Origin of the sequence: Streptomyces sp. AgN23 (genome assembly GCF_001598115.1) — a bacterium.
GTDB lineage: Bacteria > Actinomycetota > Actinomycetes > Streptomycetales > Streptomycetaceae > Streptomyces > Streptomyces antimycoticus.
On the sequence record NZ_CP007153.1, the window covers coordinates 1,609,775 to 1,629,286 of the forward strand.

A 19,512-nucleotide genomic window follows, 5' to 3' on the forward strand; every position below is an offset into this window, starting at 1 on the left:
CGGGGGTCAGCTCTCCACCGGCGGGCTGCCGGGGGAACGGGAGTGGCGGATGCCCGCCTCGTAGGTCTCCTTGAGGTGCTGGAGGGTGTCGTCGAAGTGGCGCGCCGCGTAGGTGGCGTAGCGGATGTCGATCAGCAGGAGCTGGCCCCGTCCCGGACCCACAGGGCGGCGAATCCGGACTGGTCGGCGAGGCGGGCGAGTTGGGCGTGCGCTTCGAGGGAGGGCACGCCGAAAGGGCGGCCCGCCTTCCGGTCGGTGGCCAGCCGGGACTGTCCCCAGTCGTTGTCCAGGGGGAGTTCCAGGCCGAGGGTGAGGGGTCCGCCGTGGGGGTGTGTCAGGCGGCTGAGGGCAGTGGACATGACGCGAAGACGGCTTCCAGGAGAGGGGAAACGGGGGCGAGGAGGAAGGGAGACAGGGGCGAGAACGAGCCGCGCCGCCGCGGCCGGCTGATGAGCACGGCCACAGCGGCGCGGTGGAGAGGGGGCGTCGGTTCAGTTGAGGGTGTCGGGGTCCGGCCCGGTGCGCCGGCCACGGTCGAGAGCGTTGATCGCCTCGACGTCCTCAGGGGTGAGGGTGAAGTCGAAGACGTCGATGTTCTCCCGGATGCGTGCGGGGGTCACGGACTTGGGGATCACCACGTTTCCCAGCTGCAGATGCCAGCGCAGGACCACCTGCGCGGGCGTCTTGCCGTGCCGCTGCGCTATCGCGGCCAGGGCGGGGTCCTGGAGAAGGGCGCCCTGGGCCAGCGGGCTCCACGCCTCGGTGGCGATCTTGTGCTGGGCGTGGAAGTCCCGCAGCTGCCCCTGCTGGAGGTAGGGGTGCAGCTCGACCTGGTTGATGACCGGGACCACACCGCTGTGGTCGAGCAGCCGCCGCAGGTGGGCGGGCTGGAAGTTGGACACGCCGATGGCGCGGGTGCGGCCGTCGGCCAGCAGCTTCTCCAGGGCGCGCCACGTGTCCAGGTAGAGGTCGCGGGCGGGGGTGGGCCAGTGGATCAGGTAGAGGTCCACATAGTCGGTGCCCAGCTTGGCCACGCTGGCCTCGAAGGCCGCGAGGGTGGAGTCGTATCCCTGGTCGGCGTTCCACAGCTTGGTGGTGAGGAACAGCTCCTCGCGGGGGACGCCGGAGGTGGCCAGGGCACGGCCGACCCCGGCCTCGTTGCCGTAGATGGCCGCGGTGTCGATGCTGCGGTAGCCGGCCTCGATGGCGGAGAGCACCACGTCGGTGGTCTGCGCGTCCTCCACCTGGAAGACGCCGAAGCCCAGCTGCGGGATCTCGAGGCCGGTGTGGAGGGTGAGGTTGGGTACGGAGGTCATGGTGTCCTTCTCGGTTCGCTGGTGCTTGCGGGTACGTGCTGGTCCTTCGGGGGTCAGCCGAGCGTCGCGAGCGCGGTGGTGGCGATCCCGTGGTCCTGCTCGGGCGCGCCGCCGCCCACGCCGATCGCGCCGACCAGCCGGCCGTCGCGGTGGACCGGGACGCCACCGGCGAGGAACAGCAGCGGGCGGTCGAGGGCGGTGGGCAGGGTGTGGAAAGCGCCTCCGGGCTGGACCGCGTCGACCAGGTCCGCGGTGGGGGCGTCGAGCTGCAGCGCGGTGAACGCCTTGCGGGTGCTGGTCTCCCCCGCGATCAGTACGGCCCGGTCGTCGCGCCGGAAGGCCAGGAGGTGGCCACCGGCGTCGAGAACGCTGATCGCGGCCGTCACCCCGGCCGCCTCGGCGGCGGCGCGGGCGGCCTGGAGGAGGGCCTCGGCGTCCTGAGTGGTCAGCGGGGCGACGGCGGTCTCGGTGGTGCTCATGGCGGGTGGGTCTCCTTGATGGCGGTGCTGTTGGGTGACGGGTGGCTCAGTGCCGGGCGGTGGAAACCTGGGCCGGCCCGGTGGTGGCGCCGTCGGGGGCGTGGCGGGTATCGCGGCGCTCCAGGGCGGCGGAGAGGACGGCGAGGGCCAGAGCGGATCCGGCGAGGATGGCACCGACCCAGTTGGGGGCCGTGTAGCCGAGTCCGGCCGAGATCACCAGGCCGCCGAGCCAGGCCGAGAGCGCGTTGCCCAGGTTGAAGGCGCCGATGTTGACGGCGGAGGCGAGGGTGGGGGCGCCCGCGGCGTGGTCCAGCACCCGCTTCTGCAGCGGGGGCACGGTCGCGAAGCCCAGTGCGCCGACGAGAGCGAGGGAGATGGCGGCCGCGATCTTGTTGTGGGCGGTGAAGGTGAACGCGGCCAGGACCACCGCGAGGGCGCCCAGCGACACGTACAGCATCGGCATCAGCGCCCGGTCGGCGAACCGGCCCCCGAGGAGGTTGCCGCCGACCATGCCGAGTCCGAAGAGGACCAGCAGCCAGGTGACGGAGGAGTCCGCGAAGCCGGCGACCTCGGTCATCATCGGCGCGATGTAGGTGATCGCGGCGAAGACACCGCCGAAGCCGAGCACGGTCATCGCCATGGCCAGCAGCACCTGCGCGTTCCGGAAGGCGGCCAGCTCATGGACCAGGTGCACACCCTCCGGCTTGGGGATGTCGGGAATGAGCTTGGCGATGCCCGCCAGGCCCACCACGCCGAGCGCCGCGACGAGGAAGAAGGTGGTCCGCCACCCCAGCGACTGGCCGATCGAGGTGCCCAGCGGCACGCCGACGACATTGGCGACGGTCAGGCCGGTGAACATCATCGAGATGGCTCCGGCCTTCTTCTCGGGTGCGACCAGGTCGGCCGCGACGACCGATCCGATGCCGAAGAACGCGCCGTGCGCGAAGGAGGCGACGATCCGTCCCACGGCCATCACGCCGAAGGCGGGGGCGAGCGCGGAGAGCAGATTGCCCACCACGAACAGCCCCATCAGCAGCATCAGCATGTGCTTGCGGGAGATCTTCGTACCGAGTGCGGTCATCAGCGGTGCGCCGACCACGACGCCGAGCGCGTAGCCGGTCACCAGGAACCCGGCGGTGGGGATGGACACATCGAAGTCCCCGGCGACCTCGGGCAGCAGCCCCATGATCACGAACTCGGTGGTTCCGATCCCGAAGGCCCCGATGGCGAGGGCCAGCAGTGCGATGGGCATGAAAGTTCACTCCAAGTGATTGCTACCGCCCTTTACGAGCGTCCACGATACTTGCATACACACTAATTGCAAGCGCGCTATATTGCTCAGGCTGCGTATCACGTCACCGCCACCGCCGCGGGGCCCCGGCCCCGCCCCATCCCGCCCCGCCCAGGAGGCACCCATGACCACGCCGGACCTCGACGCCACTCCCCTCGCCCAGAGCTGGTGCGCCCTGTCACTGCTGCACAGCAGGATCGAGACGCATCTCGAGGGGGCCCTTCACACCCGCCATGGGCTCAGCGCCCGCGAGTACGCGGTTCTGGACGTGCTGAGCCGACAGCACGACGGGGAGAACGGCCATCTGCAGATGAAGCAGGTCGCCGAGGCCGTCGCCCTCAGCCAGAGCGCCACCACCCGCCTGGTCACCCGGCTCGAGGACCGCGAACTCCTCTCCCGCTATCTGTGTCCCACCGACCGGCGCGGGATCTACACCCATGTCACCGAGGCCGGTCTGACACTGCTCCGCCAGGCCCGGCCGACCTACGAAGAGGCCCTGCGCGAAGCGCTCGACCTGGCCGGCCGGGACCCGAGGCTCACCACCCTGGTCGCGGCCGTGGCGCCCTTGGAGGCATCACCCCTTGACGCTTCGTCACTCCGGATTCCGGGGTGCGGACTCCCCGGCTGACCTCACGCTCCCGAGGCCAGCCCACCGGCCAGTGGCCCCGCACCCGGCTCCCGCTCGTCCGACAGCACCGTCTCGTGGAACGAGGCGACGACCGGCCGCAGATCGACGTGGTGCCAGACCGCCCACAGGCGAACGGACGCCTCGTGCCAGGGCAGTGTGCGCACGGCCACGGCGTCCGTCGCCCCGCGCACCATGCTCTTCTGCCCCAGCGCCGGCCCGAGGCCGGAGGCCACCAGGCCGAGTGCCGTCAGCGGGTCCGCTGCGTCGAGCCGGATGTCGGGCGTGAAGCCCGAGGCGACACACGCGGCGACGAACGTGTCCCGCCATACCGGGTCGCCCGGCTCCTCGACCGCGATCCACGGCCGGCCGTCCAGGTCCCGTCGATCGAGGACAGCCTGCGGCGCCTGCGCACCGACCGGCTCGACATCGTCTGGGTCCACGACGTCGCCCAGGACTTCCACGGCGACGAGTGGCTCGCCGTCTACGAGAGTGCCCCGCACCGGCGCTTTCAGGGTCCTGCAGCGCCTGCTCCCCACGGCGGCCGACCAGGGCGTCGCCCTCGTCGTCGCGGCCCGTACAGCTCCGGCATCCTGGCGGGCGGCACCCACTTCGCATACCAGGACGCGCCCGCGCACATCATCAAGAAGGTCACGCGCGTCAAGGAACTCGCCGAGCGGCATGGCGTCAGCGTCAAGGCGGCCGCCCTGCGGTTCTCCCTCGCCCATCCGGCGGCCGCCGCCGTGATCCCGGGTGCGACCCGGCCCAGCCGCATCGCCCAGGACGTCGCGGCCCTTGAGGAGACCGTCCCCGCGGCGTTCTGGAGCGAGCTGCGCGACGCCGGACTGGTCTCCCTCTGGCCCCCCTGTGACAGATCGCTGCGTGGAAACGCCTGACGGCCCGCCGAGCCGAACGCCTCGGAGGCCGCCCGCCCGGGAGCACCACGCGCCCGGGCGGCGGCGTTCCCCGCCCAGGTTCAGGATGCGGTGTCAGGACGCGGGCGTAGGGGCGGTGGACCGCCGGACCACCAGCTCGGCCGGGGACTCCTGGCGCCGGGCGGGCGGCGTGCGGTCCTCGATCCGCTCGGTCAGCATGCGCACGCGCGCTGTCCATGGCGGCCTTCGCGGGACCATTCTTCCCGCTGACCGACACCCGTTCGCCGGTGCTGATCTGTCTGGCCCTGGTGGTGGTCATGGCCTTCGGGCATGGCGCGGCGTTCGGCCCGCCGGCCGCGTTCTACGCCGAGCTGTTTTCCGCCCGGGTCCGCTGCAGCGGAGTGTCGATCGATGATCAGGCGGGCAATGTGGTGCTCGGCGGTTTCACCCCGATGCCGGCCACGTCGGTGATCCTGTGGAGCGGCGGGCCGTCCTGGAGCCTGATGCTCCTGGTCGCCGCGGGCGCCCTCGTCGCCGCGGCGACGAGGGTGGCCGCTCCCGAGACCTTCCGCCGAAGCTCCTGGACGCGGAGCCGGGCGGGGCCGCTCAGGGCGGCGCGCCGAGTCCGGAGGCGGTCACGACGTCGAACTGAAATTCCAGGCGGACAGGTGGGCGGGTTTCCGGCGGGCCAGTGAGCCGGAAACCCGCCCATTTCGCTTCTCCTACGGCATGTCCTCGGCGGCCTGAAACTTTTATGGGCATCCCGCCCGCCCCACCGAAAGGGGTTTCTGAAGGGCACACGAGCGACCACAGGTGTTGATGCGACTTTCCCTTTGCCTTTACCGGGCAGGAGTTCGACCTCCGTCCACGGCTTCGGCATGGCCGATCCGGGACCGTTGCGCATGTCGGTGTGATGGCCCATCAGTTCACCGCGGCACGGGCGTTATCGTATTCCCCCGCCCCCTCCGCCCCTGGCAGAGCTTGCGCCCCATCCGGGTCTTGGGCTTTCCCCGCAGGGAAATCCGGCAAGTCGAAATTCCGTCAGCCGCGCGGTCTCCGGTTTTTGGACTTTACCAATGCATTACCAAGTCGGGGAATCGATAAATCGTTTCTTCATATCTACGATCGCAAACTATGACCGACGCTCCCCGCGCCTCCTCCGCCACCCGTGCCCGCTGGCAGACGTGTCTCAAGCTGGCCCGCGAACTCCTCCTCATCGGGCCGGACAACAGCGACCTCAAACTCGAATATCTCCATACCCTGATAGACACCGGCCGCCTCGGCCCCACCCGCCACCCCCGCAAGAAAATCCTCATCATCGGCGCCGGTATCACCGGCCTCGTGGCCGGCCGTCTGCTCAAGGACGCGGGCCACGACGTGACCATCCTCGAGGCCAATACCGGCCGCGTCGGCGGGCGCATCAAGACTTTCCGCACCACCAAGCACCAGCAGCCGTTCGACGACCCCGCCCAGTACGCCGAGGCCGGCGCCATGCGGTTACCCGACTTCCATCCGCTCGTCCTCGCCCTCGTCGACAAACTCGGGCTCGGCCGTCGGCAGTTCTACAACGTGGACATCGACCCCACCACCGGCAGCGGCCCCGATGTCCCCGCCCTCCCGGTGACGTACACCTCCTTCACCGGCCGCACCTGGAGCTACGGCGACGACAGCCCCGACTTCCGCGAGCCCGACAAGCGCGGCAACACCTGGATCCGCACCAACCGCGTCCAGGTACGGCGCGCCGACTACGCCACCACCCCGGAACGGATCAACGAGGGCTTCCACCTCACCGACGACGAGGTCCGCGCCCCCGCCGTGCAGATGGTCGACGACGCGTTGGAGAGCGTGCGGGACTACTACTCCGACGTGGTGGACGGGCAGCGCGTCAACAAGCCGTTCGACCAGTGGGTCGAGGGCTGGGCGCGGGTGATCCACGACTTCGACGGCTATTCGATGGGCGGCTTCCTGCGCGACTACGCCGGGCTCAGCGATGAGGCCATCGAGGCCGTCGGAACGCTGGAGAACATGTCCTCGCGGCTGCACCTCTCCTTCTTCCACAGTTTCCTGAGCCACACCGACATCAGCCCCAACGTGCGCTACTGGGAGATACCCGGCGGCAGTTGGCGGCTGCCCGACGCCCTTCACCGGGGCCTGCGCGACGAGGTGCGGTTCGGCCACCGCATGATCCGCCTCGAGTACGACGACCCCAGCCGCGACTCCGTGCCCGAGGGCACCGGCGCCGTCGGACCGGGCGGGTGGGGCGTGGCCGTGCAGACCGTCGCCGAGGACAATCCGGCGGGCCCGACCCAGCTGTGGACCGCGGACCTGGCGATCGTCACCATCCCGTTCTCCACCCTGCGCTTCGTGGAGATCGTCCCCTCGATGTCGTACAAGAAGCGCCGCGCCATCATCGAGACCCACTACGACCAGGCCACCAAGGTGCTGCTGGAGTTCAGCCACCGGTGGTGGGAGTTCACCGAGGACGGCTGGCGCAACGAGCTGGAGAGCATCTCGCCGGGCCTCTACGACTACTACCAGCGAGGCGGCGAGAGTGGCACCGCGCCCGCCCCCGCGCTCGCCGAGGCGGGTATCGCCGATCTTATCGGCGCCGCGGTCAAGGACAGCGGTGTCACCGACGAGGTGCGGCAGTTCAACAGCACCATGCCGCTGCGCGGCCCCGCCGTCCGGCCCGCCACCCACTGCTTCGGCGGGGGCTCGGCCACCGACAACCCCAACCGGTTCATGTACTACCCCTCGCACGGGGTCGAGGGCAGCACCGGTGGCGTGGTGCTCGCCTCGTACTCCTGGTCCGACGACGCGGCGCGCTGGGACTCCATGCGGGAGGCGGAGCGCTATGTCTACGCCCTGCGGAACCTCCAGGCCCTGCATGGCCGCCGCATCGAGGTGTTCTTCACCGGCCGGGGCGCCACCCAGAGCTGGGCGCGCGATCCGTACGCCTTCGGCGAAGCCGCCACGTACACCGCCCACCAGATGACCAGCTTCCACCTGGACGCCTCCCGCCCCGAAGGCCCCGTGCACTTCGCCGGGGAGCACACCTCCCTCAAGCACGCCTGGATCGAGGGCGCCCTGGAGAGCGCCGTCCGCGCCGCCATCGCCGTCCACCGGGCCCCGCCCCTCACCACCCCGGGCCCCGGCCAGGGGGGCCACTCATGACCGAGATCGCCCCCGAGTGCACCGTCGCCCGCCATCTGGCCCGCCGGCTGGCCGAGTTGGGCATCACCCACCTGTTCGGCGTGCCCGGCAACCACCTCGGTCCGTTCCTCACCGTCCTGCGGGCCGAGGGCGACATCGAGTGGGTCGGCACCCCCACCGAGGGCGGCGCGGGCCAGGCCGCCGACTCCTACGCCCGCCTCCACGGCATCGGCGCGGCCGCGGTCACCTACAGCGTCGGCGCGTTCAACCTGCTCAACGCCTGCGGTGGCGCCTATGTGGAACACGTCCCGCTCGTCGCCATCAACGCCTGCCCGCCCTACGAACAGTGGCAGAACTACCGCGCGCTGGGCCTGCTCACCTCCCATATGAGCCCCCGCCGGGAGAGCAACCTGGACGTCTACCGGCAGGTCACCGTGGAGGCGCAGGTCATCTCCAACCCGGGCCTGGCCCCGGGCCAGATCGACGCCGCGCTCACCGCCTGCCTGTCCGAGCGCAGGCCCGTCTATCTGGAGGTCATGGAGGACCTGTGGGACGAGCCCTGCGCGGTGGCCGGGGAGCCACTGCTGCGCCGCGAGCGGCCGTTCAGCGCGCGCAACCGGACCATGCTGGCGAGCGCCGTCGACGCGATCCTCGCCCTGATCGAGGAACACCCCGGCCCGGACGGCAGGCCCCGCCCGATCGTATGGGCGGGCGAGGAGGTCGAGCGGTTCCGCCTCGACGGGCAGCTCACCGACCTGACGCAGGCCACGGGGGTGCCGTTCTGCACCACCGTCGGCGCCAAGGCCGTCGTCGACGAGCGGGGGCCGCAGTTCCACGGCGTGTACAACGGCAAGGCCAGCCACCGGGATGTGCGCTGGATCTTCAAGGACTGGGCCACCTGCCGGATCGGCCTCGGTGCCTGGTCCACATCGAAGAACCTCGACGGGGAGCAGTGTGTCGGCACGGACTGGGTGATGGCCGCCCAGGGCGGTGTCAGCGTCGGTACCCGGTACTTCCCCGACGTCCAGCTCACCCGGCTGATCCCCGCCCTCCAGGACGCGCTGGTGGCGCGCTACGGCTCCGGGGGCCTGACCGCCGACTACTACGCCGAGGCCCACGCCCACCAGGGCGCGCCCGACGACCGGCCCGCCGGCCTCCAGGACCACCGCGCCACGCTGCGCGCCGGCGGCTCGTCGTCCCGGTCCGGCGAACGGCTCACCTACGACGGCGTATTCGACCGGATCAACCACTTCCTGGGCCGGGAGACCCGGGAGGACTGGACGGTCGTCTCCGACGCCGCGTTCTCCCTCATCGGCTCGATGAACCTGACCCTGCCCGCGGGCGGGTTCCTGTCGCAGATCAGCTGGCTGTCCATCGGCTGGTCTCTCGGCGCGGCCACCGGTGCCGCGCTCGCCCCGGAGCGAGGCCACGCCCGCCCGATGGTGTTCGTCGGCGACGGCGCCTTCCAGGAGACCTGCCAGGAGATCTCCACCCACACCAGGCTCGGGCTGCGGTCGGTGGTGTTCGTCATGGACAACGGACACTTCTACGGCATCGAGCAGATGCTGGTGCACCCGTCCTACTTCGCGGACCGGGACTCGTGCGACGCGGACACCACCCACGGCGCGGACTTCTACAACCTCCTCCACCCGTGGCACTACGACCGGCTCGCGGAGGTCTTCGCCGGCGAGAAGACCCCGGCGAACGGGGTCAGCATCGCGCACACCGCCGACCTGGACGAGCTGCTGGCCCGCCTCACCGACCCCACCGACCCGGTCAACGCCGGACCGCTGCTGGTCCGCGTCCGCCTGCAGCGGCACGACTACCCGCGGGCGATGGCATACAAGCTGGAAGAGGAGTAGGCACATGTCGGAATTCATCAACGTAATGATCGCGTTCGACGCGGTCTCGATCGCCGAACGCTACCCCGACGCCTCGAGGAACCCCGACGCGCCGACGCAGGTCGATCACGCCCTGATCTATATGACGACGCGCCAGGACCGCATCATCGGCACCTCCGGGGCCGAGCTGAATTTCCGGGCCAACCCCCGGGACATCATCAGGTGGCGCGAGACGACGCTGTCGCTCAACAGCGAGTACTGCGCCTTGCTGTATCGGTACCTGAGCGGCGACCAGCTCATCAGCAAGCCGCGGATCGTGATCGGCGACGGCACCTACCCGATCCCGAAGGACGGCGCCACCGACCAGCCGGATTTCGAGACCCAGGACTATCAGGACCACTACTGGGAGGCGGACGTAGAGAAGACCGGCCAGGTCACGTACCGCTTCTTCTTCCAGCTCCTGGACAGCGAGCAGAAATTGGCGGGGTACTTCCAGTGGGACCCGTTCATCACCATCGGCAAACGCTCCTGACGGGCATCGCCGCGACCGGGTAGCGGCACGGCACGCAGGCGGTGCGGACACCCGCACCGCCTGCGAGGCATGGGCCGGTGGTGCCTTCGGGTGACGATCGGGGTCCCTGGGCCGTGTCCAGGGCGTCTTTCCGAGTCGGGTTGCGTTTGTCCTGGTAGGCCGTAGGGGACCCGGGGCCGGAAGATCCGTCCGATGTCCATGGCCAGGAGGTGCCCCCGTGCATCAGCAGGAGCAGCGTCATCCGGTGGAACAGCACCCGCAGCCGGAGTTCCCGCAGCAGGACCAGGCTCATCCCGGTGAGACGGAGGCGATGGAGCCTCGGCCCGATCATGGTGAGAACACCTACGAAGGCCACGGGCTGCTGAAGGACCGGCGCTCTGTGATCACCGGGGCCGATTCGGGAATCGGCCGTGCGGTCGCTCTCGCCTTCGCCAGGGAAGGCGCCGACGTGTTCTTCAGCTATCTGCCCGAGGAGGAGAAGGACGCCCGGGAGACGGTGCGCCTCATCGAGGCGGCCGGGCGCCGGGCAGTCCCGTTCCCCTGCGACATCCGCGAGGAAAGCGCATGTCAACGGCTGGTGGACAAGGCAGTCGAGGCGTTCGGCGGGATCGACATCCTGGTCAACAACGCCGCCTACCAGATGTCACGGCCCGAGGGGCTGGAAGAGATCACGACCGAGCAGTTCGACCGGGTGATGCACACCAATCTCTATGCCATGTTCTGGTTGTGCAAGATGGCTCTGCCGCACATCCCGGAAGGCGGCAGCATCATCAACACCACCTCGGTACAGGCGTACAAACCCAGCCCGCATCTGCTCGACTACGCCACCACCAAGGGCGCGATCGTCACGTTCACCCAGGGGCTGGCCGGCAATCTCGCCGAGCGCGGCATCCGTGTCAACGCCGTGGCCCCCGGCCCCGTGTGGACGCCCCTGATCCCCGCCACGCTGCCGGACACCTCGACCTTCGGACTCCAGAGCCCCCTGAACCGCCCGGCGCAACCCGCCGAGATGGCCCCTGCCTATGTCTTCCTGGCATCGCAGCAGGCCAGCTACATCACCGCCGAGATTGTCAACGCCACCGGGGGCACGCCGCTGCCCTAGCGCGACCGGCGCCACGCCGCCTCAGGGCTGTGCGTGGAAGACCTCCGCGGCGTGCGCCGCCGCCGGGGCGCTCAGCAGGGTGTGGAGCCGGTGGAACAGTTCGCCCGCGGCCACGCCGTTCCACTCCTCCGGAAGGAGTTCCAGGGGAAGTCCCGGGTCGCGGTAGGGCATGCGGCGCCACTGGGTCAGCATCGGCGCATAGGTACGGAACGCCTCCAGCGGTGGTGGCTCGCGCCGGGTCACCGCGTCCAGGACGGGGCGGTACCGGTCCAGGAAGTCCGCGTACAGGGCGGTGAGTTCGTCGAGGTCCCACCAGGAGCGGACCTTCTCCCGCAGATCCCCGAAGCCGAAGTGGTCACCGGTGAAAAGGTCGACGTACGCGGCCAGTTCCCGGCGTTCCAGGGTGCGCCGGGTCTCGGCCGCCAGGTGTCCCGGGGCGATCCAGACGCCCGACGCGGCGGTGCCGAAGCCCAGCCGGGTCAGGGTCGTGCGCAGTGCGTGCCGCTTCTCGCGCTCGGACTCGGGCACGGAGAACACGACGAGGACCCAGCCGTCCTCGCGGGACGCTCTGGCCTGCCGGAAGATGCGTACGTCCCCCTCGGCGAGGGTCTGCAGGGTGGAGTCGGCGAGCGAATAGCCGGCGAGCCCCTCGTGGCGCTCGCCGCGCAGCACATCGCGGCGTTTCATCCGGGAGACCGAGGACCGCACGGCCCGGCTCTCCACGCCGAGGTCCGCCATGAGGCTGATCACCGAGGCGACCGAGAGCCAGTTGTGCTCGCCCCGGGCGTAGAGGCCGAAGACCGTGAGGATGAGCGGGGCGTGGCGGGACTCCCGCTCGCCCGCTGCGATGGTGGCCGTTGTCGTCTGCGCGGTCATGTACCGGCACCCTAACGCCTGGCGCGGCAAAGTGATCACCCGCTCCCGGACGAGGCCCGGTGCGCCGCCGCACCGCGCGACCGGCCCGCCGGGGCCGTACGGGAGAGGTCCTCGCCCCCTGCTCCGACGGGTCCGCCTCACCCCCCGGTGTGCGGCGCCACGAGCCGTTCCTCCGGGATCACGGCCACACCGAGGATCTCGATCATGGCCTCGGGCTGCCACAGCGCCGTGCAGCCGATGCCCGCCATGGCCGGGTAGACCGGCCCGGCGAGTTCGCGCCAGACCTTGCCGATCTCCTTGCCGTGCGCCTGGTAGTCGGGGATGTCGGTGAGGTAGATGGTCACGCTCACCAGGTCTTCGGGGTGTCCGCCGGCCTCGCGCAGCGTGGTGAGCAGGTTGCCGAACGCCTGCCGGAACTGTTCGACGATGCCACCCGAAACGATCTTCATATCGGCGTCGAGGGCGGTCTGTCCCCCCAGGTGGAGCGTGTTTCCGACGAGTGTTCCGTGTGAGTAGCCGCTGGGTGTCGGCAGGTCGGCCGGGTTCACGGGGACGGGGGTCATGGGGCCTCCGGCTCGGTTGCATTCCGTCCTGCACCACGGTCGGGCAGGTCCATCCAGGTGTATTGACTTTAAATGACGACCGTGAGAAACACGAGACATCGGATCCTGGTCCCCGACTGAACGGAGCCGACACCATGGAGCCCGACCTCAGTAAATACCGCCTCGAAGGCGATAATTCGATGTACCGGCTGCCCAGCGGCATCGTCGCCCCCGTGGTGACGCGCGGCGGCCTGGAGAGCGGCAACACCGCGGACTCGGGCGGTGCCGTCCGCGTCTCGGGCGTGAGCATCCAGCACACCCCGGCCACCCGCCTCTGGTTCGGCAAGGTCAGCAATGAACCCGGCTACCGCTCGGTGACCCACCACCACGGCGAGGCCGAGACCGGCGGCTACGTCCTCTCCGGCCGGGCCCGCATCTACTTCGGCGAACGGTTCGAGGACTATGTCGACATGGAGGAGGGCGACTGGGTCTTCGTACCGCCCTTCATGCCGCATGTGGAGTGCAACCTCTCCCGCACCAAGCCGCTGACCTGGATGACCACCCGGACGCCGGAGAACATCGTGGTCAATCTGCCCGACGTGGCCGACGCCGAGCTGCGCGACTGGCTGGACCGCTGATGTCCGGGACGCCCCCCACCTCGGCCGTCTTCACCGCCGCCGTCACCCTGAAGCCCGCCCAGCCCGAGCACTTCGACCTCGCCTTCACCGCCACCACCCAGCCGTGCCCGTGGCCCAAGGCGTACGGCGGCGATCTGGTCGCCCAGGCCGCGGCGGCGGCCATGCGGTCGGTGACCGACGGCAAGTCGCTGCACTCGATGCACAGCTACTTCCTGCGGCCCGCCGATATCGGGGCCGAGGTGCGCTACGAGGTGGAGGTGGTGCGCGACGGGCGCGGCTACAGCACCCGGCAGGTGCGCGGCTATCAGAACGGCAAGCCGCTGTACGTGTGCCTGGCCGGCTTCGCGGCGGGCGGGGCCGGTGCTGCCTTCGACGCCGCGTTCGCCGACGATGTGCCCGGCCCGGAGACCCTGCCCAGCTCGGCGGAGTACCTCGCCGAGCGCGACGGCGGCTCCATGACCAAGGAGTCCAAGGCGTACTGGTCCGGCGGCCGCAGCTTCGACATGCGGCATGTCCCCGGCCCCGTCTACCTCACCGTCGAGGGAGAACGCCTTCCGCACCAGGCGGTCTGGCTGAGGCCCTTCGACCCGCTCCGCCCGGTCGACGGGCTGACCGACGCCCAACGGGACCTGGCCGCCCTGGCGTACGTCTGCGACTACACGATCCTCGAACCCGTCCTGCGCGTACTCGACCTGCCCTGGGCCAGGCCCGGACTGGTCACCGCCAGCCTCGACCACGCGATGTGGTTCCACCGTCCGGGGCCGCTGGGCGACTGGCTGCTCTACGTCCAGGAAGCCGTCGCCGCCGACGCGGGCCGCGGCCTGGGCACGGGCCGCTTCTTCACACGCGATCACCGCCACCTGGCAACTGTCGTCCAGGAGGGCCTGATCCGCCCCACCTGACCCGCTGCGCTCCCCGGCGGGCTTACGGAAGGAATCTTCCGTGACTCTTCCGCTCCCCCTCTCACCCTCCGCACACATCGACACCTTCACGCGCGACCAGCTGCCGCCCGCGCATCTGTGGCCGACGATCGAGTTCACGACGCCGGACCTGCGCTACCCGGACCGGCTCAACGCCGCGACCGAGCTCATCGACACCCCCACCGCGCTCTTCGGCCCCGACCGCCCCGCCCTGCGCACCCCGGACGGCGGACTGTGCACCTACGGCGAACTGCGCACCCGCGCCAATCAGGTCGCCCAGGTGCTCACCACGGACCTCGGCCTGGTGCCGGGGCAGCGCGTCCTGCTGCGCTCGCCCAACAACCCCTGGACCGTCGCGGCCTGGCTCGGCGTCCTCAAGGCCGGTGGTGTCGTGGTGACCACGATGGCCGCCCTGCGCGCCCGGGAGCTCACCCCGATCGCCGCACGCACCCGGCCCTCGATCGCCCTGGTGGACCACCGGTTCACCGACGAGGTCCGCAGGGTCCGCGACACCGTGCTGCCCGGGCTGACGGTGGTCGGGTACGGCGGTGGCGGCCCGGCGGATCTGGTGGCCAGAGCCACGGGCAAGTCCGGCGAGTTCACCAACGTGGACACCGCCGCCGACGATGTGGCGCTCCTCGGCCCCACCTCGGGATCCACCGGCGCCCCCAAGATCACCATGCACTTCCACCGGGACATCCTGTCCATCGACCACACCTTCGGCCGCCACACCCTGAGCCTGGTACCGGACGATCTGGTCGCCTGCACCGCTCCCCTGGCCTTCACCTTCGGCCTCGGCATGCTGGTCGTCTTCCCGCTGCGGGCCGGTGCCTGCGCCCTGCTGACGGAGTCCGCCACGCCCCCGCAGCTCGCGGAGATCGTGCGGCGGCATGGCGTCACCGTGCTGGCGACCGCGCCCACCGCCTACCGGGCGATCCTGCGCGAGGGGGGGGAACAGCAGCTCGCCGGGGTGCGGATCGGTGTCTCGGCGGGCGAGCACATACCCCGCGCCACCTGGGAGGACCTGCGGACACGCATCGGCCTGAAGGTGATCGACGGCATCGGCGCCACCGAGCTGCTGCACATCTTCATCTCCGCCGCCGGGGACGCCATCCGGCCCGGCGCCACGGGACAGGCGGTCCCCGGCTTCCGCGCCACGATCCTCGGCCCGGACGGCACGGAACTCGGCCCCGGAGAGCCGGGCCGACTCGGTGTCATCGGCCCGGTCGGCTGCCGTTACCTCGGTGGCGAACGACAGCGGGACTACGTCCTGGAGGGCTGGAACATCACCGGTGACATCTTCCACCGGGACGAGGACGGCTACTTCCACTACCACGCCCGCAGCGACAGCATGATCGTCTCCTCCGGGTACAACATCGGCGGCCCCGAGGTCGAGTCCGCCATCGACGCCCACCCCGACGTCGTGGAATCCGCCGTCGTGGCCCGCCCCGACCCGGAGCGCGGCTCGATCGTGTGCGCCTTCGTGGTGCTGCGGGCCGGCGTGCCCGGCGACGCGGCCAAGGTGAAGGAGATCCAGGACCACGTCAAGCAGCTCCTGGCGCCCTACAAATACCCGCGCGATGTGCGGTTCCAGGACGCCCTGCCGCGCAACACCAGCGGCAAACTGCAGCGTTTCAAGCTGCTGCGCCAGGTGCGCCCGGCCCATGACGACGAGCGGGCCGCCGAGGCCGTCGCCGAGAGTTGAGAGGAACCCCCGTGAACATCGCGATCATCGGCGGCGGTCCCGGCGGGCTGTACTTCGCGGCCCTGATGAAACAGCTCGACCCCGCCCACCAGATCACCGTCTGGGAACGCAACGCCCCCGACGACACGTTCGGCTTCGGCGTCGTCTTCTCCGACGAGACGCTCGGCGGCATCGAGAACGCCGACACCACCATCGCGGAGGCCATGGCCCGGCGCTTCGCCCGCTGGACCGACATCGACATCCACTACCGGGGCGAGAGCCACACCGTCGGCGGCCAGGGCTTCGCCGCCATGAGCCGCAAGGAACTGCTCCGCCTGCTCCAGGAGCGCTGCCGCGACCTCGGCGTCACCCTGCACTTCTCGACCGTCGCGCCGGACACCGAGTGGCTGCGCTCGTCGTACGACCTGGTGGTGGGGGCCGACGGGGTCAACTCCTCGGTACGGGCGGCCCACGCCGACGTCTTCCGCCCCTCGCTGGACCGCCGGCACAGCACATACATGTGGCTCGGCACGGACCGGGTCTTCGAGGCATTCCAGTTCTTCGTGGAGCAGACGGAATGGGGGGTCATGCAGGTGCACGGCTACCCCTACTCCGACACCGGCTCCACGTTCATCGTCGAGATGCACGAGGACGTCTGGCGGCGGGCCGGCTTCGACGCCACCGACCGGGCCGCTGCCGCACCGGGCGCCTCCGACGAGCGGGCCGTCGAGCGCGTCCGTGAGCTCTTCGCCGACGCGCTCGACGGCCACCGGCTGTTCGCCAACAACTCCAAGTGGCTGAACTTCACGACCGTACGCAACGAGCGCTGGCACCACGGCAACCTCGTGCTCATCGGGGACGCCGCCCACACCGCGCACTTCTCCATCGGCTCGGGCACCAAGCTGGCGATGGAGGACGCGCTCGCCCTCGCGGCCTGTCTGCATGAACACCCGGACACCGAGGTGGCATTGACCGCCTACGAGACCGAGCGGCGCCCGGTCGTGGAGTCCACCCAGCGGGCGGCGCAGGGCTCACTGGAGTGGTTCGAGAACATCGGGATGTACGCCCACCAGGAGCCGACCCAGTTCTGCTTCAACCTGCTCACCCGCTCCCGCCGCATCACCTACGACAACCTGCGCACCCGCGACCCCGACTTCGCCGACCGGGTCGACACCGCCTTCGCCACCGCGCAGGGTCTCGACACGGTGGCACCGGCGATGTTCCAGCCCTACCGGCTGGGGCGGCTGGAGCTCAAGAACCGGGTGATCGTCTCGCCGATGGACATGTACTCCGCGGTCGACGGCGTACCCGGCGACTTCCATCTCGTCCACCTCGGCTCCAGGGCCATGGGCGGCGCCGGACTGGTGATGACCGAGATGGTGTGCGTCTCGCCCGAGGGCCGCATCACGCCCGGCTGCACGGGCCTGTGGAACGGCGAGCAGCGCGACTCCTGGCGGCGCATCGTGTCCTACGTCCACGAGCGGAGCACCGCCCGCATCGGCCTCCAGCTCGGCCACTCGGGCCGCAAGGGCTCGACCCGGCTGATGTGGGAGGGCATGGACGAGCCGCTGCCGGAGGGCAACTGGGAGACCGTCGGCCCGTCCGCGCTGCCGTACGGCCCCGGCTGCGCGGTGCCGCGCGAGGTCACCCGCGCCGAGATGGACCGGATCGCCGCGGAGTTCGTCGCCGCCGCCCGCCGGGGCGCCGAGGCCGGGTTCGACCTGCTCGAACTGCACTGCGCCCACGGCTACCTGCTGTCCTCCTTCCTCTCACCGGTCGCCAACCACCGCACCGACGAATACGGCGGCCCGCTGGAGAACCGGCTGCGTTTCCCTCTGGAGGTCTTCGACGCCGTGCGAGAGGCGTGGCCCGAGGATCGGCCGATGGCCGTGCGCATCTCCGCCACCGACTGGGTGCCGGACGGCAACACCGAGCATGACGCCGTCGAGATCGCCCGCGCGTTCATCGCGCACGGGGCGGACGCCATCGACGTGTCCTCCGGGCAGGTCACCAAGGACGAGCGCCCGGCCTTCGGCCGCTCTTACCAGACCCCGTTCGCCGACCGCATCCGCCATGAGGTCGCCGCCGCCACCGGCACCGCCGTCATCGCGGTGGGCGCGATCGCCTCGTACGACGACGTCAACTCCCTGCTGCTGGCGGGCCGCGCCGATCTGTGCGCCGTGGGGCGCACCCATCTGTACGACCCGCACTGGACGCTGCACGCGGCGGCCGAGCAGGAGTACCGGGGGCCGGGCGCCGAGTGGCCGCAGCAGTTCGCCGCCGGTCGGCGCAAGCCCCCGGCCGCGCGCACCGACGCCGTACGGCCCCGGCTGTCCCTGCTCCGGTCCGACCCCGCCGACCAGGCCGTCCACCTGCGCTGGAGCCCGGCCCCGGAACCGGCGCCCGTCCCCTGACGCGTGGCGTGGCCGGGCGCGGCGACGGAACGGTCAGTTCGTCGCCGCCGTCCGGTAGGGGCGGAAGAAGGCGCGCAGCTCCTCCGCGTAGAGCTCGGGCTCCTCGAACGGCGCGAAGTGTCCGCCGCGCTCGGGCTCGGTCACCCGCACGGCGTTCGTCATGCGCTCCAGCCACTCCCGCGGCGGGCGCACGATATCGCCGCGGAAGAGCGAGAAGCCGGACGGCACCTCGACCCGGCGGGCGAGCTGCGCGGGCGGGATCGCGGCGTTGGCGTGGTACATGCGCATCGACGAGCCGATCGTGCCCGTGAGCCAGTACAGCGTGACGTTCGTGAGGATCTCGTCCTTGGTGAAGCGCCGCTCGATGTCGCCGTCGCAGTCGCTCCACGAACGGAGCTTCTCGACGATCCACGCGGCGAGCCCGACCGGTGAATCGGTGAGCCCGAAGGCGGCGGTCTGCGGCTTGGTGCGGTGCATGGCGGCGTAGGCGCCCTCGGCCGCGCCCCAGGAGGTGACGTCCTCGAACCAGGCACGCTCCTCGGGTGTGAGGTCCGCCGGGTCGCCGGTGAAGACGGGCAGGCCGCCGTCCATGCGGTGCACGGCCACGACCCGGTCAGGGTGGTCGAGCCCGAGGTAGCGGCTCACATGGCTGCCGATGTCCCCGCCCGCCGCGCCGAACCGCTCATAGCCGAGGACGTCCATGAGCTCGGCCCACAGCCCGGCGACGGCGATGGAGTTCAGCGGCGGGCCGGTGGGCCCGTCGGAGTAGCCGAAGCCCGGGATGTCGGGGACGACCACGTCAAACGCGTCGGCGGGGTCGGCGCCGTGCGCGCCGGGGTCGGTGAGCAGCGGGATGACCTTCGCATAGCGCCAGAACGAGTCCGGCCAGCCGTGGCTGAGGACCAGCGGCAGGGCGGGCCCGGCCGGGGCGGTGGCCCGGACGTGGGCGAAGTGGATCCCGAGGCCGCCGAGCCGGACGCGGAAGCGGGGCAGCCGGGCGAGTTCCGCCTCCCGGGCCGGCCAGTCGAACTCCTCCGCCCAGTAGGCGACCAGCTCGCGGAGGTAGTCGAGGTCGGTCCCCAGCGACCACCCGGCGTCCTCGGGCGCGTCCGGCCAGCGGGTCGCGCGCAGCCGCGCGCGGAGGTCCTCGAGCTCCGCGGGTGCGGTCTGCGGGGTGAACGGCTCGGGGCGGGGCGTGGCATCCGGCATGGCACGTACCATACA

Annotated in this window: 18 protein-coding genes and 2 pseudogenes; 11 read left to right on the forward strand and 9 right to left on the reverse strand. The window is 70.7% G+C overall.

Going from position 1 to position 19,512, the window contains the following annotated elements:
- Positions 1-6: 6 nt before the first annotated feature.
- From AS97_RS07010 to AS97_RS07030, 5 genes are all read right to left on the reverse strand, one after another.
- Positions 7-162 carry a hypothetical protein gene (locus AS97_RS07010; RefSeq protein WP_210564530.1) on the reverse strand — a complete coding sequence of 52 codons (156 nt, stop codon included), beginning with the start codon at positions 160-162 and terminating at the stop codon, positions 7-9.
- Positions 132-359 (reverse strand): hypothetical protein, encoded by a 228-nt coding sequence (locus AS97_RS07015; RefSeq protein ID WP_247204260.1) that lies wholly within the window; start codon positions 357-359, stop codon positions 132-134. Before AS97_RS07015 ends, AS97_RS07010 begins: the two co-directional genes overlap by 31 nt.
- 132 nt (positions 360-491) lie before the next feature.
- Complete coding sequence (locus tag AS97_RS07020; RefSeq protein ID WP_210564531.1) at positions 492-1,316, reverse strand: aldo/keto reductase; 825 nt, start codon at positions 1,314-1,316, stop codon at positions 492-494.
- 53 nt (positions 1,317-1,369) lie between these two features.
- Complete coding sequence (locus AS97_RS07025; RefSeq protein ID WP_086705950.1) at positions 1,370-1,795, reverse strand: heme-binding protein; 426 nt, start codon at positions 1,793-1,795, stop codon at positions 1,370-1,372.
- Positions 1,796-1,841: 46 nt separating this feature from the next.
- Positions 1,842-3,047: an MFS transporter gene (locus tag AS97_RS07030; protein ID WP_210564532.1), complete on the reverse strand. Its 1,206-nt coding sequence runs from the start codon at positions 3,045-3,047 to the stop codon at positions 1,842-1,844.
- Between the two features lie 163 nt (positions 3,048-3,210).
- On the opposite strand from AS97_RS07030, the gene AS97_RS07035 reads away from it, so the two are divergent.
- A complete protein-coding gene (locus AS97_RS07035) occupies positions 3,211-3,714 on the forward strand; it encodes a MarR family transcriptional regulator (RefSeq protein ID WP_059149306.1) in 504 nt (167 codons plus the stop codon).
- Between the two features lie 2 nt (positions 3,715-3,716).
- Here the strand turns inward: AS97_RS07035 and AS97_RS07040 are convergent.
- Positions 3,717-4,091 (reverse strand): annotated as a pseudogene (locus tag AS97_RS07040) (LysR substrate-binding domain-containing protein); the annotation flags it as partial.
- A gap of 3 nt (positions 4,092-4,094) precedes the next feature.
- On the opposite strand from AS97_RS07040, the pseudogene AS97_RS07045 reads away from it, so the two are divergent.
- From AS97_RS07045 to AS97_RS07070, 6 genes and pseudogenes are all read left to right on the forward strand, one after another.
- Positions 4,095-4,607, forward strand: a pseudogene (locus AS97_RS07045) (aldo/keto reductase); the annotation flags it as partial.
- Between the two features lie 215 nt (positions 4,608-4,822).
- Positions 4,823-5,281 carry a hypothetical protein gene (locus AS97_RS07050; RefSeq protein WP_210564533.1) on the forward strand — a complete coding sequence of 153 codons (459 nt, stop codon included), beginning with the start codon at positions 4,823-4,825 and terminating at the stop codon, positions 5,279-5,281.
- Positions 5,282-5,720: 439 nt separating this feature from the next.
- Positions 5,721-7,760 carry an NAD(P)/FAD-dependent oxidoreductase gene (locus AS97_RS07055; protein ID WP_210564534.1) on the forward strand — a complete coding sequence of 680 codons (2,040 nt, stop codon included), beginning with the start codon at positions 5,721-5,723 and terminating at the stop codon, positions 7,758-7,760.
- On the forward strand, positions 7,757-9,601 hold the full coding sequence (locus tag AS97_RS07060) for a thiamine pyrophosphate-binding protein (RefSeq protein WP_210564535.1): 1,845 nt from the start codon (positions 7,757-7,759) through the stop codon (positions 9,599-9,601). Before AS97_RS07055 ends, AS97_RS07060 begins: the two co-directional genes overlap by 4 nt.
- A gap of 4 nt (positions 9,602-9,605) precedes the next feature.
- Complete coding sequence (locus AS97_RS07065; protein WP_086705956.1) at positions 9,606-10,112, forward strand: inclusion body family protein; 507 nt, start codon at positions 9,606-9,608, stop codon at positions 10,110-10,112.
- Positions 10,113-10,329: 217 nt separating this feature from the next.
- Positions 10,330-11,214: an SDR family oxidoreductase gene (locus tag AS97_RS07070; protein WP_086705957.1), complete on the forward strand. Its 885-nt coding sequence runs from the start codon at positions 10,330-10,332 to the stop codon at positions 11,212-11,214.
- 21 nt (positions 11,215-11,235) lie between these two features.
- Here AS97_RS07070 and AS97_RS07075 read toward each other — a convergent pair whose 3' ends face one another.
- Positions 11,236-12,090 (reverse strand): PaaX family transcriptional regulator C-terminal domain-containing protein, encoded by an 855-nt coding sequence (locus AS97_RS07075; protein ID WP_210564536.1) that lies wholly within the window; start codon positions 12,088-12,090, stop codon positions 11,236-11,238.
- 137 nt (positions 12,091-12,227) lie between these two features.
- A complete protein-coding gene (locus AS97_RS07080) occupies positions 12,228-12,653 on the reverse strand; it encodes a RidA family protein (RefSeq protein ID WP_210564537.1) in 426 nt (141 codons plus the stop codon).
- Positions 12,654-12,787: 134 nt separating this feature from the next.
- Between AS97_RS07080 and AS97_RS07085 the strand changes: the two genes are divergently transcribed.
- The 4 genes from AS97_RS07085 to AS97_RS07100 are packed head-to-tail and all read left to right on the forward strand — an operon-like array spanning position 12,788 to position 18,288.
- On the forward strand, positions 12,788-13,270 hold the full coding sequence (locus AS97_RS07085) for a cupin domain-containing protein (protein ID WP_059149298.1): 483 nt from the start codon (positions 12,788-12,790) through the stop codon (positions 13,268-13,270).
- Complete coding sequence (locus AS97_RS07090; protein WP_210564538.1) at positions 13,270-14,172, forward strand: acyl-CoA thioesterase domain-containing protein; 903 nt, start codon at positions 13,270-13,272, stop codon at positions 14,170-14,172. The genes AS97_RS07085 and AS97_RS07090 overlap by 1 nt, the downstream gene beginning before the upstream one ends.
- A 40-nt stretch (positions 14,173-14,212) precedes the next feature.
- On the forward strand, positions 14,213-15,895 hold the full coding sequence (locus tag AS97_RS07095; protein ID WP_210564539.1) for an AMP-binding protein: 1,683 nt from the start codon (positions 14,213-14,215) through the stop codon (positions 15,893-15,895).
- Between the two features lie 11 nt (positions 15,896-15,906).
- Complete coding sequence (locus AS97_RS07100; protein ID WP_210564540.1) at positions 15,907-18,288, forward strand: bifunctional salicylyl-CoA 5-hydroxylase/oxidoreductase; 2,382 nt, start codon at positions 15,907-15,909, stop codon at positions 18,286-18,288.
- A gap of 33 nt (positions 18,289-18,321) precedes the next feature.
- Here the strand turns inward: AS97_RS07100 and AS97_RS07105 are convergent, their stop codons facing one another.
- Positions 18,322-19,497 carry an epoxide hydrolase family protein gene (locus AS97_RS07105; RefSeq protein ID WP_210564541.1) on the reverse strand — a complete coding sequence of 392 codons (1,176 nt, stop codon included), beginning with the start codon at positions 19,495-19,497 and terminating at the stop codon, positions 18,322-18,324.
- Positions 19,498-19,512 lie beyond the last annotated feature (15 nt).

Bases quoted from the DNA above. Each gene is read 5' to 3' on its own strand.
- AS97_RS07015 (WP_247204260.1), bottom strand. From the start codon at position 359: ATGTCCACTGCCCTCAGCCGCCTGACACACCCCCACGGCGGACCCCTC.
- AS97_RS07020 (WP_210564531.1), bottom strand. From the start codon at position 1,316: ATGACCTCCGTACCCAACCTCACCCTCCACACCGGCCTCGAGATCCCG.
- AS97_RS07025 (WP_086705950.1), bottom strand. From the start codon at position 1,795: ATGAGCACCACCGAGACCGCCGTCGCCCCGCTGACCACTCAGGACGCC.
- AS97_RS07030 (WP_210564532.1), bottom strand. From the start codon at position 3,047: ATGCCCATCGCACTGCTGGCCCTCGCCATCGGGGCCTTCGGGATCGGA.
- AS97_RS07035 (WP_059149306.1), top strand. From the start codon at position 3,211: ATGACCACGCCGGACCTCGACGCCACTCCCCTCGCCCAGAGCTGGTGC.
- AS97_RS07050 (WP_210564533.1), top strand. From the start codon at position 4,823: ATGGCGGCCTTCGCGGGACCATTCTTCCCGCTGACCGACACCCGTTCG.
- AS97_RS07055 (WP_210564534.1), top strand. From the start codon at position 5,721: ATGACCGACGCTCCCCGCGCCTCCTCCGCCACCCGTGCCCGCTGGCAG.
- AS97_RS07060 (WP_210564535.1), top strand. From the start codon at position 7,757: ATGACCGAGATCGCCCCCGAGTGCACCGTCGCCCGCCATCTGGCCCGC.
- AS97_RS07065 (WP_086705956.1), top strand. From the start codon at position 9,606: ATGTCGGAATTCATCAACGTAATGATCGCGTTCGACGCGGTCTCGATC.
- AS97_RS07075 (WP_210564536.1), bottom strand. From the start codon at position 12,090: ATGACCGCGCAGACGACAACGGCCACCATCGCAGCGGGCGAGCGGGAG.
- AS97_RS07080 (WP_210564537.1), bottom strand. From the start codon at position 12,653: ATGACCCCCGTCCCCGTGAACCCGGCCGACCTGCCGACACCCAGCGGC.
- AS97_RS07085 (WP_059149298.1), top strand. From the start codon at position 12,788: ATGGAGCCCGACCTCAGTAAATACCGCCTCGAAGGCGATAATTCGATG.
- AS97_RS07090 (WP_210564538.1), top strand. From the start codon at position 13,270: ATGTCCGGGACGCCCCCCACCTCGGCCGTCTTCACCGCCGCCGTCACC.
- AS97_RS07105 (WP_210564541.1), bottom strand. From the start codon at position 19,497: ATGCCGGATGCCACGCCCCGCCCCGAGCCGTTCACCCCGCAGACCGCA.